The following is a 14,561-nucleotide window of genomic DNA, read 5'->3' as shown; positions in this document are numbered from 1 at the left end:
TACCAAATAAATTAAAGCATCGCTATCTTTGATAAAAACTAACACATGGAGAAGAAAGCATCCGAATCATTAGTTGTTATGACAGAGTTGGTAATGCCCAATGACACCAATCATCTAGGTAATTTAATGGGAGGAAGATTAATGTACTGGATGGATATTGCAGCAGCATTATCAACAATGAAACATACAGAAACAGCCTGCGTAACTGCTTCTGTTGATAATATATCTTTTGAAAGTCCTATTAAATTAGGCAATGTGGTGCATATTGAAGCTAAACTAACAAGAACTTTCAAAACAAGTATGGAAGTACATATTATTGTTTGGGGAGAAGACGCTATGCAAAAGTATCGCTACAAAAGCAATGAAGCATTCATGACCTTCGTTTCGCTGGATCAAAATAATAAACCACAGGAAATCTCCTATAACTTAATACCTGAAAGTGAGGAAGAAAAAAGATTGTTTGATGGTGCATTAAGAAGAAGACAATTGAGGCTGATACTTAGTGGAAAAATGAAACCACATGATGCTGATGAACTGAAAGCCCTATTTATGACGCCGTAAATATTAGTTTGTAGTTTATAGTTTTAGTTACGAATACTCGAATTGAAATCGTTTTATTCGCAGAACAGTCCCATCAACTATGAACTAAGTGATGTCTGCCTTTAAACATAAACTCCTTACTCTGTTCGATGGCATCCATTATTTGTGCCAGAATATTTTCGGTAGTATCCTCGTAATCAATTTTTAGCGGCTCTTTAAATGTAACAGACAATTTGATCCCTGTCTTTTTGAATTTCAATCCTTTTTTGTTAAAAGCACGCCAATAACCATTTATTACAACCGGTATTACTATTGGTCGATGTTGTTTTATAATAAAAGCCGTTCCTTTCCTCCCCGGAGCAAAGGGCTTGGTGGTTCCTTGCGGAAAAGTGATCACCCAATTTTTTTGTAATGCCTTTTCTATTTTTCTGGTATCACTTGGATCAAGGGTGCGTCTGACCTCTTTACTTCCATCATTCCATGTACGTCTTACGGTAAGAGCTCCTGCTAGCATAAACAACCTGCTGATCCAATTCTTTTTCATGGTCTCTTCTGCTGCTACATATTTCACATTGGTAAAAGGCCACAATAAATAATAAGGGATTCCCAAGCCATTTTTCTTTCGCCACCTTACTGCACAAAAAATATGTAGAAATGTAATAACGTCTGCAAAATAGGTTTGATGATTGCTTACAAATAAAACATTCTGCTTAGGAAGCTTTCGCAGATTTTCCATTCCATTAACCTGCAACCTATTAATAATATTCAGGCCAGGGTATGTAATTAATCCTACAATAACATACACCGTCCCTTTTATCAGTTTAGTCTCTTTAAATTTTTCAAACCAGGCAGGCATCCAATATTATTTTAAAAATATTAAACGCAATATACATAATTGAGCCGAACACAGATAACTGCGGTTTGAAAGATTATTAACGGACCGAAGAATGTAATCTCTGATCAACCAATGAGTGTTCACATATTTAAAATATATTTGCATCCATGCAATTGAATACAGTAATTTTTGATATGGATGGCGTGCTGATTGATAGCGAACCTTTATGGAGTGAAGCTACCGACGAAGTGTTTAAAAACTATGGCATACAAATTTCCCAGGAGCAGTATAGCACTACAACCGGGCTGAGAACAAAGGAGTTTGTAAACTGGTGGTTCACTGTTTATAAAATTCCACAGGAAAAAGCATTACAGGCTGAAAGAGACATTGTAGAAACTGTAGTGAGCAAAATAAATCAGAAAGGAAAAGCAATGCCGGGTCTCTCCCACATTTTCAATTTTTTTATTGACAGAAAATTCAAGATCGGATTAGCTACATCTTCCGGATTTGCTGTTATAGATACAGTAGTAGATAAATTAGGTATCAGAAATTATTTACAGGCTATTTCCTCTGCAGACCAGTTAGAATATGGCAAGCCACATCCTCAGGTATATTTAAACTGTGCAGAAAAATTAAACACCAACCCTTCAAACTGTATTTGTTTTGAAGATTCTTTTAACGGACTAATTGCAGCCAAAGCCGCAAAAATGAAATGTGTTGTAATACCTGCACCACATGAAAGTCAGCATGTAAAATTCAATGCAGCAGATCTAAAAATTTCTTCCCTGCAAAATTTTAATGAGTTGTTGATGCAGAGTTTGTAAATGGCTATCTGGTGGCCCCAGATTGTCTTTTCTGTGATTGATTTAAATGCTTCTGCAACATTTGTTTCAATTGACGCTTAACCAACTCTCCCATGGTTTTACATTTAGAGAAATAGTTGTTCTCGAAATGTTCATTCAACTCATCACGTAAAATTTTCACTTTGTAATTTTCTGATATCTCATCCTTACTGATTATATTCAACAACTCCATCAAACGTTTACGTGATCCTATAACACGTAATGCCATGGTTGTGCGCTCTTCCGTACGGTATTGCGAAATCACATCCGGGCTTAAATTCTGCAACACCAACTGCACATACTCAAAGTTTTCTTTATAGAATTGAGGTAAGTACATATTCTTTTTCCCCTCGTAACTCTGCTGATCAAAATCAATAGCACGTATGCGATATTGGTAGTCTTCAATATCTGGTGTAATATCTATTACAAAATTATAGCTACGCATATCACCCAACAATCTGGCAAAACAACGTTCATTGAATTTCACAAATTCCTTCGCAATACGTACTTTATTTGTTTCAGGAAGATTCAGGTAATGCTCGATGAAGACATCACCGGGTATACCGGGAATATGTTCTTCAACCAATGTGTTTTTATGATAGAGGAAAACTATTTTGTTGGGTGATAACATGTCTTCCAACTCAAGCCCATAAATACGTGATGCATCTGCAGACTTTACATAAAAGTGATCGTAGTTATCGTTTATCCTATTAATGATCCTTATTCTAAAAGGCACACTGTTACCAAATTCACAAAAATCAATGCGTTCTACAGCCAGATGTTTTGCAAAGCTGAGATCGCCTTCGGTTTTTAAAAGTGCGTAAGTATTCACCAATGCCTCATTCAAATATTCCATTTCTTTCAGATCATATACTGCATTTTCCCAATGAGTGATCTTACCGTGTTTATCTCTTAAAGAATTGGCGTATCTGTAATTAAGCAGGTCTTTATAAACGATCGGCAACTTTACATCCCTGTCGTACTTACGCAGGTAAGTATCAAACATCTCACTTACCGGAAAAGAATCCTTCTTCATCATCGGCCTGTCAACCTCTTTTGACAGTTTCGCATTAATAATATCTTCAAACTCCATACGCAAAGATAATTAATCAACAATAGGCATCACCATTATGCTATTTTTTGATCACGGTAAATGATTGTATTTCGATATCGTTTCTACATAAACTCAATACATATGCTCCCTGTGGAAGTTCTCTTACCTGTATATAACTAACCTTATCCCTTACCTGGTCTTGCTGATGCTTTCTGCCATTCATGTCTGATAAGGTATAGTGTAATCCTGCCAGAGATATCTCATGGATATCCATCATTATGAATTCTGAAAAAGGATTTGGATAAACACTCGGTTTCATTTTTGTATTTATCTTGATGCGAACGATAGGGCCATCTTTGATCTGCCCGTTCAAATCAATTTGCTTCAATCGATAGAAGGTATAATTGGGAGAAGGTGATGCATCAAAGGCATAATAATTTTTTGTGGTACGGCTATTCCCTACTGCGGGGGATTTGATCAATTGTTTGTATTCGACATCATCCTTTGAACGTTCTATTATGTAGTAAGCTATATTGGTTTCAGAAGAAGAAGACCAGTATATATCTACTTTTTGCGACCCTGTTACTACTGCTACTAATGACAGTAAAGAAACGGGTTCTATACTATCTGGCGCACCGGATTTTGGCAACCTCTCAATTACAATGCTACCACTATTAATGGTTGGTACAAAATAACCTTGGTCAGCAGGAATAGGATTTGTATTGTCTGTGCTTTTGGCTTGCCCGGTTATGTCTATTTGTGCCCTGAGATCTGCATTTGTAACAAAAAGACAACTGCAAACCAGTATCAAAATTTTATTTTTCATATTGATGGCTTAAAAAAAGTGATAGGATGATCTTTGTTCATTCGCCAATTTTTGCCGGCTTTGCAAGCGATTTAACACTTATTGAAACAAAAATCTTTAACTGCCAAATGTAGACCTGATCTGCTCAACAGAAAATGATATTCATCATTTTTTAATATGAGATGTATTATAGACTGGTAAAGGTTTTTAAGGGTTTTATTACCCATTTATCTCGATCAAATTTATTTGTAAGCCGTTTCTAACCGAAGTTCCTGGCATACAAACGGGCAAAGATCAATATCTTATAAAAAATACACTGATAACCAAAAAGTTATACTTATAAACCGTATACAAAGTTTCGCAATGGTATGCCGTACAAGTGAGTGACACAACGATGATGCCCAAAGCCCCAATGCCGGTCCCAAAAAAGATCAACCCCCAAACAGCCTAAAACCTTCACCTGCACTGAAAAAAATCATCAATCAAACACCGTAAATCGTATATTTTAATGTACCTTTGCCCTCCCGTTAAAAAACCGGGATTTATATTATGTCATTTATTATTAACAAACAACTAAACGCAGATGCACAGGAAGGATCAGCTTCTCCAGAAGTTGAAACTGCTGCGGTAACAAATGTGCCTGTGGTTGCGCCTGTTGCTGAAACAGTAGCAACAGCTCACGACGACTTCGATTGGAGCGTTGACAAACGTAACGTTTCTAGTTACACAAAAGAAGAAAAAGCCAAGTATGATGATGTGTATGATAACACATTCAAACAAATCAACGATGGCGAAATGATCCAGGCGACTATTGAAGCGATCACTAAAACAGATGCTGTTGTAAACATCGGTTTTAAAAGTGATGGTTTAATTTCTTTGAATGAATTCAGAGATGTAGTTGGCGGTATCAAAGTTGGCGACATCATTGAAGTAATGGTAGTTGACAAAGAAGATAAGAACGGCAACTTACACCTTAGTCGTAAACAAGCTCGTACCAGTCGTGCTTGGGAACGCATTATGGAATTGCACAAAACTGGCGAAATCGTTACAGGTTTGGTTACAAGCAAAACTAAAGGTGGTCTTATTGTTGATGTATTCGGTATGGAAACTTTCTTACCTGGATCTCAAATTGATGTTAAACCGGTTACTGATTACGATCAGTTTGTTGGTAAAACAATGGAATTCAAAGTTGTTAAGATCAACGAAACAATTAAGAATGCTGTTGTATCTCACAAAGCACTTATTGAAAGCGATATCGAAGCACAACGTGCTGAAATTATCGGTAAATTAGAAAAAGGTCAAGTACTTGAAGGAACTATCAAAAACATCACTGATTTCGGAGCATTCCTTGATTTGGGTGGCTTAGATGGTTTACTATACATCACTGATATTTCATGGGGTCGTATCAACCATCCTTCTGAAGTATTGAAGATGGATCAGAAAATTAACGTTGTTGTTTTAGATTTTGATGATGACAAAAAACGTATCAGCTTAGGTTTAAAACAATTAACTCCTCATCCTTGGGATACATTGAGCGAATCAATTAAAGAAGGTGAAATCATTAAAGGTAAAGTAGTGAACATCGAAGACTACGGTGCTTTCCTTGAAATCATGCCAGGTGTTGAAGGTTTAGTACACGTGAGTGAAATCACTTGGGCTAATACGCCGATCAACGCTAAAGAATTCTTTAAATTAGGTGACGAACATGAAGCTAAAATTGTTACGTTAGACAAAGACACTCGTAAGATGAGTTTGTCTATCAAACAAATGGCTAATGATCCTTGGAGCGAAATTGACACTAAATTCCCTGAAGGAAGCAAACACAGTGGCACTGTTAAAAACATTACTCCTTACGGCGTATTTGTTGAATTAGCAAGCGGTATCGGTGGTATGATTCACGTAAGTGACCTTAGCTGGTTGAAACGTTTCAATAACCCTAACGAATACACTAAAGTTGGTGCTACTATCGATGTGATCATTATGAACATCGACAAAGAAGGACGTAAACTTCAGTTAGGACACAAACAAATTGAAGAAGATCCTTGGAATTCTTTAGAAGATACTTTTGCAGTAGGAACAGTTCATGAAGGAACAGTTACTAAAAAAGATGATAAAGGCGCTATCGTTTCTTTACCTTATGGTTTGGAAGGATTTGCTCCTGCTCGTCATCTTGCAAAAGAAGATGGTAAAACAGTAAATGCAGATGAAGTTGCACAATTTCAAGTAATTGAATTTGACCGTAATGACAAACGTATCGTGTTAAGCCATACTCGTCTTTGGGAACAAGTACAAGAAGAAGAAAAACAAGCTGTGATCAAAGAGAAAAAAGCTGATGCTGAAGTAACTAAGAAAGCAGTTAAAAATCTTCAAAGCAAAGTTGAAAAATCTACATTAGGTGATATCAGCGCATTAGCTGATCTGAAAGCTAAATTAGATGGCAACGCTGCTGCTGATGCTGAAAAAGAAGGATAATTTTTATCTCTTTTAATAATAGATCCCATCCGTTAATAGCGGATGGGATTTTTTTTGGCTCAATATAAACATGTATTTTTTACACAATAAATTGTAAATTGAGCCTCTAAATGGAGCCATATGCTTACACAACGATTACTGATATTATTAGTGACATTTATTACCTCTATAAATGTTATCAATGCCCAGGCAAAAAAAACAACGGTCAATTCGCCGGATAAAAATATAATACTATCCTTCTGGATCAATGAAGCAGGTACACCGATGTATGCCTGCACGTACAAAACAAAAGATGTCATTTTACCGTCGGGAATGGGCTTTACCATCAAAGAAAATTTCTCCAAAACATTCTTACCATCGTTAAGATTCAATTTGGCCGTTATAAAAACAGAACAACAATCTGTTGATGAAAAATGGCAACCGGTATGGGGTGAGGTAAAAGAAATAAGAGATAATTACAACCAGCTGACTGTTCATCTTACCCAGACAAACAGCACACCGGTTCTAATGGACATTGTATTCAAAGTTTTTAATGATGGTGTCGGCTTTAGATATGAATTCCCTCAACAAAAAAATCTTAATCATTTTACCATTGCAGATGAATACACAGAATTTCATTTAACTGGTAATCATAAAGCATTTTGGATACCAGGAGATTATGACAGCAATGAATTTAATCCTGAAACGACTAATTTAAGTGAAGTTGATGCCAGCAAATCTTTGGCCTATAATCAAATCAATGCCAGGGCCTTTTTTGATAGCAATGCGGTACAAACACCGTTAATGCTGAAGAGCAGCGATGGCTTGTATATTAATATTCATGAAGCTGCATTAGTTAACTACCCGGCAATGAACTTGCATCTTGACAAAACCAGTTACACATTATCGTCAAGATTGGTGCCGGATGCAATTGGTAATAAAGCTTATTTGCAAGCACCTGCTAAAACTCCCTGGCGCACAATTATTGTATCGGATAAAGCCACAGATATTATCGCCTCCAAGCTTATTTTAAATTTAAATGAGCCCTCTGTGATCAAAGATCCCAGTTGGATTAAACCGCAGAAATTTATTGGTGTTTGGTGGGAAATGCATGTAGGAAAATCTAGTTGGGATAGAGCCAGTGGAAAACATGCAGCTAATACGGCTAATGTAAAAAAGTATATTGATTTTGCTGCAAAGTATGGTTTTAGCGGAGTATTGGTAGAGGGTTGGAATGTAGGCTGGGAAGATTGGTTTGGTCAATGGAAAGAAAATGTTTTTGATTTTGTTACTCCTTACCCTGATTTTGATGTAAAAGAATTACACCGCTATGCCGCAGAAAAAGGTGTTAAGATGATCATGCACCATGAAACATCCAGCTCCGTTACTAATTACGAAAGACAGATGGATACCGCTTACAGATTCATGAAAGAGAACGGGTATGATGCTGTTAAAACAGGTTATGTAGGTAAGATCATTCCTCGTGGAGAATATCATGATGGTCAATGGATGGTAAATCATTATGTAAGAGTAGCAAAAAAAACAGCTGATTATAAGATCATGCTGGATGCTCATGAAGCGGTCCGTCCTACAGGATTAAGCCGCACCTATCCTAATTGGATGGCTTGTGAAGCTGCAAGAGGAATGGAGTTCAATGCCTGGAGTACAGGTAATAATCCTGATCATGAAACGATCTTCCCATTTACTAGATTCATGGGAGGACCTATGGATTATACTCCGGGAATATTTGAATTAAAAATGGTGCATTGGGATAGTACGAAAGCAAATAATTTTGTTCATACCACATTAGCTAAACAGTTAGCCTTATACGTTACTATCTGCAGCCCGATGCAAATGGCGGCAGATCTGCCTGAAAGTTATGAATCAAGATTAGATGCTTTTCAATTTATCAGAGATGTGGCAGTAGACTGGGATGACAGCAAATACCTGGAGGCCGAACCGGGAGATTATATTACCGTTGCCAGAAAAGCAAAAGGAACAAACAAATGGTTCATTGGCGCCATAACAGATGAGAACAAACGCAGCACTACAATAAAATTAGATTTTTTGGATGCTAATAAAAAATACCTGGCTACCATTTATGCAGATGCAAAAGATGCTCATTGGAAAGATAATCCTCAGCCTTACGAGATAACCACACAAGTGGTAACAAGTAAATCACAATTAAAATTACAATTAGCCCCGGGAGGAGGCTGTGCTATTAGCTTATTCCCCATTGAATAAAGCAATATATCCTTATAAAAAAAATGTATCGGTTAAAGCCGATACATTTTTTTATAAGCCGGTTTTACCATCCCGTTCCATATGTTCTCTTTTCTTTTTACTGTATTTCTTTTCGTAATCAAGCACTTCCTGAGGCTTCGCTTTTTCCTTAGGCTTTTCTTTTACATCAGATGTAACTACATCAGGCTTTTTGTTTTCATCATCAGCCAGTAATCTGCCTCTGTCATACTTTTCTGCTTTCGTTAGTCTTCCATCTGTAGCAAAATATTTCCACTCACCATGTGGCACACTATATTGCGTAGCCTTTACGATTTTATATTCAACGATCTCATTGCTACCGGTTCCGTAAATAGGAATGGTATCATAAGGCGCATCCGGATTATACGCATGCCACTCTTCCTCTTTGATCAAAGAACCCAGGTAAGAATAATATTGTTGTATCCCATCCTTTCCTCCATATTTATAATTTTCTATTGCCAGCAGATCACCCTCTGTGCTATACCTCCGCCACACTCCTTCTTTTTTATCATCTTTATACACTCCCTCTTCATCATATCCTGGTTCACCTCTTATTTCGGGTACGGTTATCACCCACTTGCCTTGTTTTAATCCCTTTTTATCAGTAGCATTCAATGTATCTCCTTCGGGAGATAAACTGAAATCCTTGTATTGCGCATCACAAGTATTTGCGAATACCAAAAACATCAATCCTATCAAACTTCTAAAAAGTAAATGCTTCATTGCAATTTTAAATTGATTAGTCATCAAATGTAGTTTTTCTTTTCTTAAAATATTCACAACACCCTTACCGGACCTTGGTAAATTTATCGCTGATGATAGAACAAAAGACGACAAAAAATGTTACCCTTTACAAAATAATTATATCATCAAGTAATAAACAATTATGATACCAGAAATCGGACAACAAGCCCCAGAGTTTATTTTACACGCCAGTGATAAAAGCAAAGTAGCGCTTAGCGACCTTAGAGGAAAAAATGTTCTACTCCTTTTCTTCCCCCAAGCATTTACGGGAGTATGCACCAAAGAACTGTGCAGCATCCGCGATAATATGGCTGTTTATAACAATGCCAATGCCCAGGTTTTGGGAATTTCGGTCGATTCGGTTTTTACGCTTGCGAAATTTAAAGAAGAGCAAAACTTCAATTTCACGCTGTTAAGCGATTTTAATAAGAATGTTTCAACCGCCTATGGGGCTATTTATACAGATTGGATACTGGATATGAAAGGAGTTAGTAAAAGAGCTGCTTTTATTATTGATAAAGAGGGAGTTATACAATATGCAGAAGTACTGGAAAGTGCAGGAGATCTGCCAAATTTTACAGCAATTACCGATATCCTGAACTCTTTGTAGGGATTCAGCCCGGATAGGATTCTAGAAACCTGCCGGGCTGAATTATAGATGATTTAATCGCTTTTTTTCTACAAGAATATTCATTAATATTTGAAAAGAAATTATTACTTTTACTGTGTTGACACGACTATTGACCATATTGATTCTATTATTTGGATTGACTTTTACTTCTTTTGCACAAAATAAAACAGCCATACTTGGTGATGGCCCTGCAAAATTGATCAAAGTATATCCTACTCCTGCCAGTACAGCTGTCAATTTCGATTTTCAGCGTGGTTTTGATAAATCATTTGCTTTACAGGTATACAATTTTATGGGTAAAAAAGTATATGAGGTTAAGACAAATACGCAGCATTTTAATCTTCCTTTATTAGATTTTTATCGTGGTATCTATGTTTACCAACTACGTGATAAAAACGGCAAGATCCTTCAATCTGGTAAATTTCAGGTAGTGAAATAAGTTTTACCTGATTTTCCTCTTTTATTTTATTGCAACTATACATCTATTCATCTCTTAACTGTTTATTTATTGGATAATCGCTCAATAAGTCAGTAGAAAGAGTGTCCAATCACACTTAGTCAGCCTAAAGTCCAAAAAATTGTCAATTTGACCGCAAAGCAAGCATTGGCAAAATGTTTGACTATCGTACCTTTGCACACAATTTTTAAATTATGGAAGAAAAAGAAACAATTGTTGAAAACGGAGAAATGAATATCAATGCAGATTCAGACATCCCGGGTAATACACATTTAAGCAACCCCGAAGACACTGAAAATGCAGTTGAAAAAATTCAAAAGGAGCTGGATGAACAAAAAGATAAATACATCCGTCTTTTTGCTGAATTCGATAATTACAAACGCCGTAGTGCTAAAGAACGTAGTGAACTTTTTCAAACAGCTGGCAAAGAAGTGATCAGTTCTTTATTGGATGTGCTGGATGATTGCGACAGGGCCGAAAAACAATTGCAAACCACCGAGGATATTGCTCAAATAAAAGAAGGCATTCAATTAGTGTTTGGAAAACTAAGAAATACTTTGCAGAGCAAAGGCCTTAAAGCGATGGAAAGTATCCATACAGAGTTTGATGTTGAAAAACATGAAGCTATTACTGAGATACCTGCTCCTACAGAAGACCTTAAAGATAAAGTGGTGGATGAAGTAGTGAAGGGGTATTATCTGAATGATAAATTAATACGTTTTGCAAAAGTAGTGGTAGGGAAATAGCACCCCCCTTCACCCCCTAAAGGGGGAATTGGAGTTGGCATCATTAAAGCATTTTTTAAAATAAAAAAACTCTACATTTTTAGAGTTCAAAAATTTCCCCTTTAGGGGATTAAGGGGTATGAAAAAAGATTTTTACGAAATATTAGGTGTATCTAAATCTGCTACACAGGATGAAATAAAAAAAGCGTACCGTAAGGTAGCGATGCAATTTCACCCTGATCGTAACCCGGGAGATAAAGCTTCTGAAGAAAAATTTAAAGAAGCAGCAGAGGCTTATGAAATTTTAAGTGATGCGGATAAAAGAGCCCAGTATGACCGTTTTGGCCATCAGGCTTTTGGCTCGGGAAGAGGCAATGGCGGTGGCGGTGGATTTAGTGGCGGTATGAATATGGATGATATCTTCAGTCAGTTTGGTGATGTGTTTGGCGATGACAGTCCTTTTGGAAGTTTCTTTGGCGGCGGTGGTGGCGGAAGAAGATCTTCGGGTGGCCGTAGCCGTGGTGTAAGAGGCACAAATCTTCGTATCAAAATAAAATTGAATTATGAAGAGATGGCCAAAGGCGCTACTAAAACTGTTAAGGTTAAAAAATATGTATTATGTACTACCTGTAGCGGCAGTGGCGCTAAAGACAAAAACAGCACACAAACCTGTGGTACCTGCGGAGGCAGCGGCCAGGTAAAACGTGTGCAGAATACTTTTTTAGGCCAAATGCAGACTGTTACCACCTGTCCTACCTGTAACGGAGAAGGAAGTACGATCACCAATAAATGTACTGCTTGTAAAGGCGATGGCAGAGTATATGGCGAAGAAACCGTTACAATAGAAATACCTGCAGGTGTACAGGAAGGAATGCAATTGAGTATGAATGGCAAGGGTAACGCCGGTGAACGAGGCGGTGCAAACGGCGATCTGATCGTTTTGATAGAAGAAGAAGCTCATGCAGAATTACACAGGGATGGATTAAACGTTGCTTACGATTTACATCTATCTTTTCCTGAAGCTGTGTTTGGTACGCAGGTAGAAGTACCTACTATTGATGGTAAAGCCAAAATTAAAATACCTGCCGGTACCCAAAGCGGAAAGATATTCCGATTGAAAGGAAAAGGTTTCCCATCTGTAAACAGTTATGAAAAAGGAGACCAGTTGATACATGTAAATGTGTGGACACCTCAGCATATCAGCAGCGAGGAAAAAGAAATGTTGGAAAAAATGCAGCGTAGCCAAAACTTTACACCTAAACCTGAAAAGGGAGATAAATCTTTCTTCGATAAAGTGAGGGAGATGTTTAGCTAAATGTTTTATATAAATTAAAAGAGGCTCGAAAAAAGAGCCTCTTTTAATTTATATACTTGGGTAGTATCTAACTATCAGCAAACACAATTGTTTTCAAAGCATTATTTCTTTTTTATCTTATTCGGATAACAAATCAATCATACCCCTTCTTCCTTTTCTTCGTATAAAATTTTCTTGCTTCTTTCAGCAACTTTATAAAATCCCTTTGCAGATAATTTTCCGGATTAGCAGATGTTGTTGCAATAGATTCAATATCATTCCAATCGGCAATACCTAAATTTTTCGATTGACGAAGCTTCATCCCGAACATAGCTAGTGCAGTACCGAATTGTAATTCCTTGTCTATACTGTTAAATGGAAGATAGTTCTGCCTGCAATCAAACCTTACTTCTTTACGGGTCTTATCCGGAGAAGTATTATAACTTAACACCACCTGTGCCACCGCACCGGATGTAGGGAATTCATTGATCTTATTGATCGCTGACTTATATTCAAAGATTGCCATCACACTGTTACCACTGCCAATCTCCCCTCCTTCCAGTTCTCCTGTACTATCCGCTACCGCATCACGTTTGTTATCGAATCCGATCAAACGATATTCACTCACTAATGCAGGATTGAATTGTACATTTAAAAAAACATTATCTGCAACCGTATAAAATGTTTGTGTTACTTCTTTTACCAATACTTTTTCCGCCTCCTGAATATCATCCAGATAAGCATAATTCCCATTTCCTTTTTTGGCGAGAGTTTCTAATTTGGAATCTTTAAAATTTCCCATCCCCACACCTAAACAGGTAAGATACAATCCAGATTGTCGTTCCTTTACAATCAGATCCTCCAATGCTTCTTCTGTTGTTTCACCCACATTAAAATCTCCGTCTGTAGCCAATATCACTCTATTGGTCCCTCCTTTGATAAAAGTGCTTTTCGCTATTCTATATGCCAGCCTGATAGCAGATTCACCGGGTGTATCCCCATCTGCTGTCAACTCTTCAATTGATTGAATGATCTTCTCCTTTTGACCTCCGCTGGTTGGTTGTAACCATACCTGCACAGGCCCACCATATTTTACAATAGAGACAGTATCAATTGTCCGCAAATTTTTCACTAACATTTGAAAGGCCGCCTTTACCAATGGTAATCTATTCGGCATATCCATACTACCTGACGCATCTATCAAAAATACCAGGTTACTGGGAGGCACTTTGTCCATGTTAATTTTACGGGCACTTATATTCAGATAAAGCAGGTTATTCTTTATATTCCATGGGCATTCACTTATCTGAGACTCCACTCGAAATACCTGATCTTTTTCCGGCTCTACATAGTGTAAATTAAAATAATTCAACAATTCCTCTACCCTAACTGCATCAGGAGGAACAGAACTTTTCATATTGATGAAACGCCTGATATTGCTGTATGAAGCTTTATTTATATTTAATGAAAATCCTGTATTTGGGTATTTTTCTGCATCAACAACAGCATTTTCCACTAAGGAAAAATAAGATTCATCTCCAAAGAACCACTTGTACTTTGATGTTTGGTTAAAATCTTTGGTAATGGAAATTAATTTTTGCCGATTTTTATTATCGTTCGCATTCAGTTTTTTCATTACAATCTCCTGATAGACATCAGACTTGATCCCAACGGTTTGAGTTTCATACCCTTCGTGGATCACTGTTAAAGAATCGTATAAAAAATCTGTGCTGATGCCGAAGCCTCCGGAGTTACCTGCATAGTATGTCAGGTGGGTTGAACGTAAAATCATTTTTACATTCTGAATTGGTTGCCCCGATTTATCTTTTATTTCGCCTCGTAAATAGTATTGCGCCGACAAAGAATTTGCAAAAAAGATGGCAAGAATATATAGGATTGTTCTTTTCAACGGGATAAAATA

At 37.1% G+C, this 14,561-nt stretch carries 13 protein-coding genes; 8 read left to right on the top strand and 5 right to left on the bottom strand.

The features are described 5' to 3' along the window. Positions 1-45 precede the first annotated feature (45 nt). Positions 46-561 (top strand): acyl-CoA thioesterase, encoded by a 516-nt coding sequence (locus LK994_RS07955; RefSeq protein WP_229759541.1) that lies wholly within the window; start codon positions 46-48, stop codon positions 559-561. A gap of 73 nt (positions 562-634) precedes the next feature. On the opposite strand, the gene LK994_RS07950 is transcribed toward LK994_RS07955, so the two are convergent. Beyond that, positions 635-1,396 carry a lysophospholipid acyltransferase family protein gene (locus tag LK994_RS07950; RefSeq protein ID WP_229759540.1) on the bottom strand — a complete coding sequence of 254 codons (762 nt, stop codon included), beginning with the start codon at positions 1,394-1,396 and terminating at the stop codon, positions 635-637. Between the two features lie 146 nt (positions 1,397-1,542). Between LK994_RS07950 and hxpB the strand changes: the two genes are divergently transcribed. Further along, on the top strand, positions 1,543-2,199 hold the full coding sequence (gene hxpB / locus LK994_RS07945) for a hexitol phosphatase HxpB (RefSeq protein ID WP_229759539.1): 657 nt from the start codon (positions 1,543-1,545) through the stop codon (positions 2,197-2,199). A 4-nt stretch (positions 2,200-2,203) separates the two neighbouring features. On the opposite strand, the gene LK994_RS07940 is transcribed toward hxpB, so the two are convergent. Next, positions 2,204-3,310: a hypothetical protein gene (locus LK994_RS07940; protein WP_229759538.1), complete on the bottom strand. Its 1,107-nt coding sequence runs from the start codon at positions 3,308-3,310 to the stop codon at positions 2,204-2,206. A gap of 40 nt (positions 3,311-3,350) precedes the next feature. Then, positions 3,351-4,097: a T9SS type A sorting domain-containing protein gene (locus tag LK994_RS07935; RefSeq protein ID WP_229759537.1), complete on the bottom strand. Its 747-nt coding sequence runs from the start codon at positions 4,095-4,097 to the stop codon at positions 3,351-3,353. 528 nt (positions 4,098-4,625) lie between these two features. On the opposite strand from LK994_RS07935, the gene rpsA reads away from it, so the two are divergent. Next, positions 4,626-6,548, top strand: a complete 1,923-nt coding sequence (gene rpsA, locus LK994_RS07930) for a 30S ribosomal protein S1 (protein WP_229759536.1) — start codon at positions 4,626-4,628, stop codon at positions 6,546-6,548. 120 nt (positions 6,549-6,668) lie between these two features. After that, positions 6,669-8,771, top strand: coding sequence for a glycoside hydrolase family 97 protein (locus LK994_RS07925; RefSeq protein WP_229759535.1), 2,103 nt, complete (start codon positions 6,669-6,671; stop codon positions 8,769-8,771). A 51-nt stretch (positions 8,772-8,822) separates the two neighbouring features. Here the strand turns inward: LK994_RS07925 and LK994_RS07920 are convergent, their stop codons facing one another. Next, a complete protein-coding gene (locus tag LK994_RS07920; protein WP_229759534.1) occupies positions 8,823-9,536 on the bottom strand; it encodes a toxin-antitoxin system YwqK family antitoxin in 714 nt (237 codons plus the stop codon). A gap of 139 nt (positions 9,537-9,675) precedes the next feature. On the opposite strand from LK994_RS07920, the gene LK994_RS07915 reads away from it, so the two are divergent. The 4 genes from LK994_RS07915 to dnaJ all read left to right on the top strand — a co-directional run bounded on the left by LK994_RS07915 (position 9,676) and on the right by dnaJ (position 12,661). Continuing rightward, positions 9,676-10,143: a redoxin domain-containing protein gene (locus tag LK994_RS07915; RefSeq protein ID WP_229759533.1), complete on the top strand. Its 468-nt coding sequence runs from the start codon at positions 9,676-9,678 to the stop codon at positions 10,141-10,143. Between the two features lie 115 nt (positions 10,144-10,258). Next, positions 10,259-10,603: a T9SS type A sorting domain-containing protein gene (locus LK994_RS07910; protein WP_229759532.1), complete on the top strand. Its 345-nt coding sequence runs from the start codon at positions 10,259-10,261 to the stop codon at positions 10,601-10,603. Positions 10,604-10,815: 212 nt separating this feature from the next. Then, positions 10,816-11,367: a nucleotide exchange factor GrpE gene (locus LK994_RS07905; RefSeq protein ID WP_229759531.1), complete on the top strand. Its 552-nt coding sequence runs from the start codon at positions 10,816-10,818 to the stop codon at positions 11,365-11,367. 118 nt (positions 11,368-11,485) lie between these two features. Next, positions 11,486-12,661 (top strand): molecular chaperone DnaJ, encoded by a 1,176-nt coding sequence (gene dnaJ, locus LK994_RS07900; RefSeq protein ID WP_229759530.1) that lies wholly within the window; start codon positions 11,486-11,488, stop codon positions 12,659-12,661. 133 nt (positions 12,662-12,794) lie between these two features. On the opposite strand, the gene LK994_RS07895 is transcribed toward dnaJ, so the two are convergent. Next, a complete protein-coding gene (locus tag LK994_RS07895) occupies positions 12,795-14,549 on the bottom strand; it encodes a vWA domain-containing protein (RefSeq protein ID WP_229759529.1) in 1,755 nt (584 codons plus the stop codon). Positions 14,550-14,561: the final 12 nt, after the last annotated feature.

Source organism: Ferruginibacter lapsinanis (genome assembly GCF_020783315.1).
GTDB lineage: Bacteria > Bacteroidota > Bacteroidia > Chitinophagales > Chitinophagaceae > Ferruginibacter > Ferruginibacter lapsinanis.
This window is presented reverse-complemented; position numbering and strand designations above follow the sequence as displayed.

Coding starts and splice junctions, on each gene's coding strand:
- LK994_RS07955 (WP_229759541.1), top strand. CDS start 46: ATGGAGAAGAAAGCATCCGAATCATTAGTTGTTATGACAGAGTTGGTA.
- LK994_RS07950 (WP_229759540.1), bottom strand. CDS start 1,396: ATGCCTGCCTGGTTTGAAAAATTTAAAGAGACTAAACTGATAAAAGGG.
- hxpB (WP_229759539.1), top strand. CDS start 1,543: ATGCAATTGAATACAGTAATTTTTGATATGGATGGCGTGCTGATTGAT.
- LK994_RS07940 (WP_229759538.1), bottom strand. CDS start 3,310: ATGGAGTTTGAAGATATTATTAATGCGAAACTGTCAAAAGAGGTTGAC.
- LK994_RS07935 (WP_229759537.1), bottom strand. CDS start 4,097: ATGAAAAATAAAATTTTGATACTGGTTTGCAGTTGTCTTTTTGTTACA.
- rpsA (WP_229759536.1), top strand. CDS start 4,626: ATGTCATTTATTATTAACAAACAACTAAACGCAGATGCACAGGAAGGA.
- LK994_RS07925 (WP_229759535.1), top strand. CDS start 6,669: ATGCTTACACAACGATTACTGATATTATTAGTGACATTTATTACCTCT.
- LK994_RS07920 (WP_229759534.1), bottom strand. CDS start 9,536: ATGACTAATCAATTTAAAATTGCAATGAAGCATTTACTTTTTAGAAGT.
- LK994_RS07915 (WP_229759533.1), top strand. CDS start 9,676: ATGATACCAGAAATCGGACAACAAGCCCCAGAGTTTATTTTACACGCC.
- LK994_RS07905 (WP_229759531.1), top strand. CDS start 10,816: ATGGAAGAAAAAGAAACAATTGTTGAAAACGGAGAAATGAATATCAAT.
- dnaJ (WP_229759530.1), top strand. CDS start 11,486: ATGAAAAAAGATTTTTACGAAATATTAGGTGTATCTAAATCTGCTACA.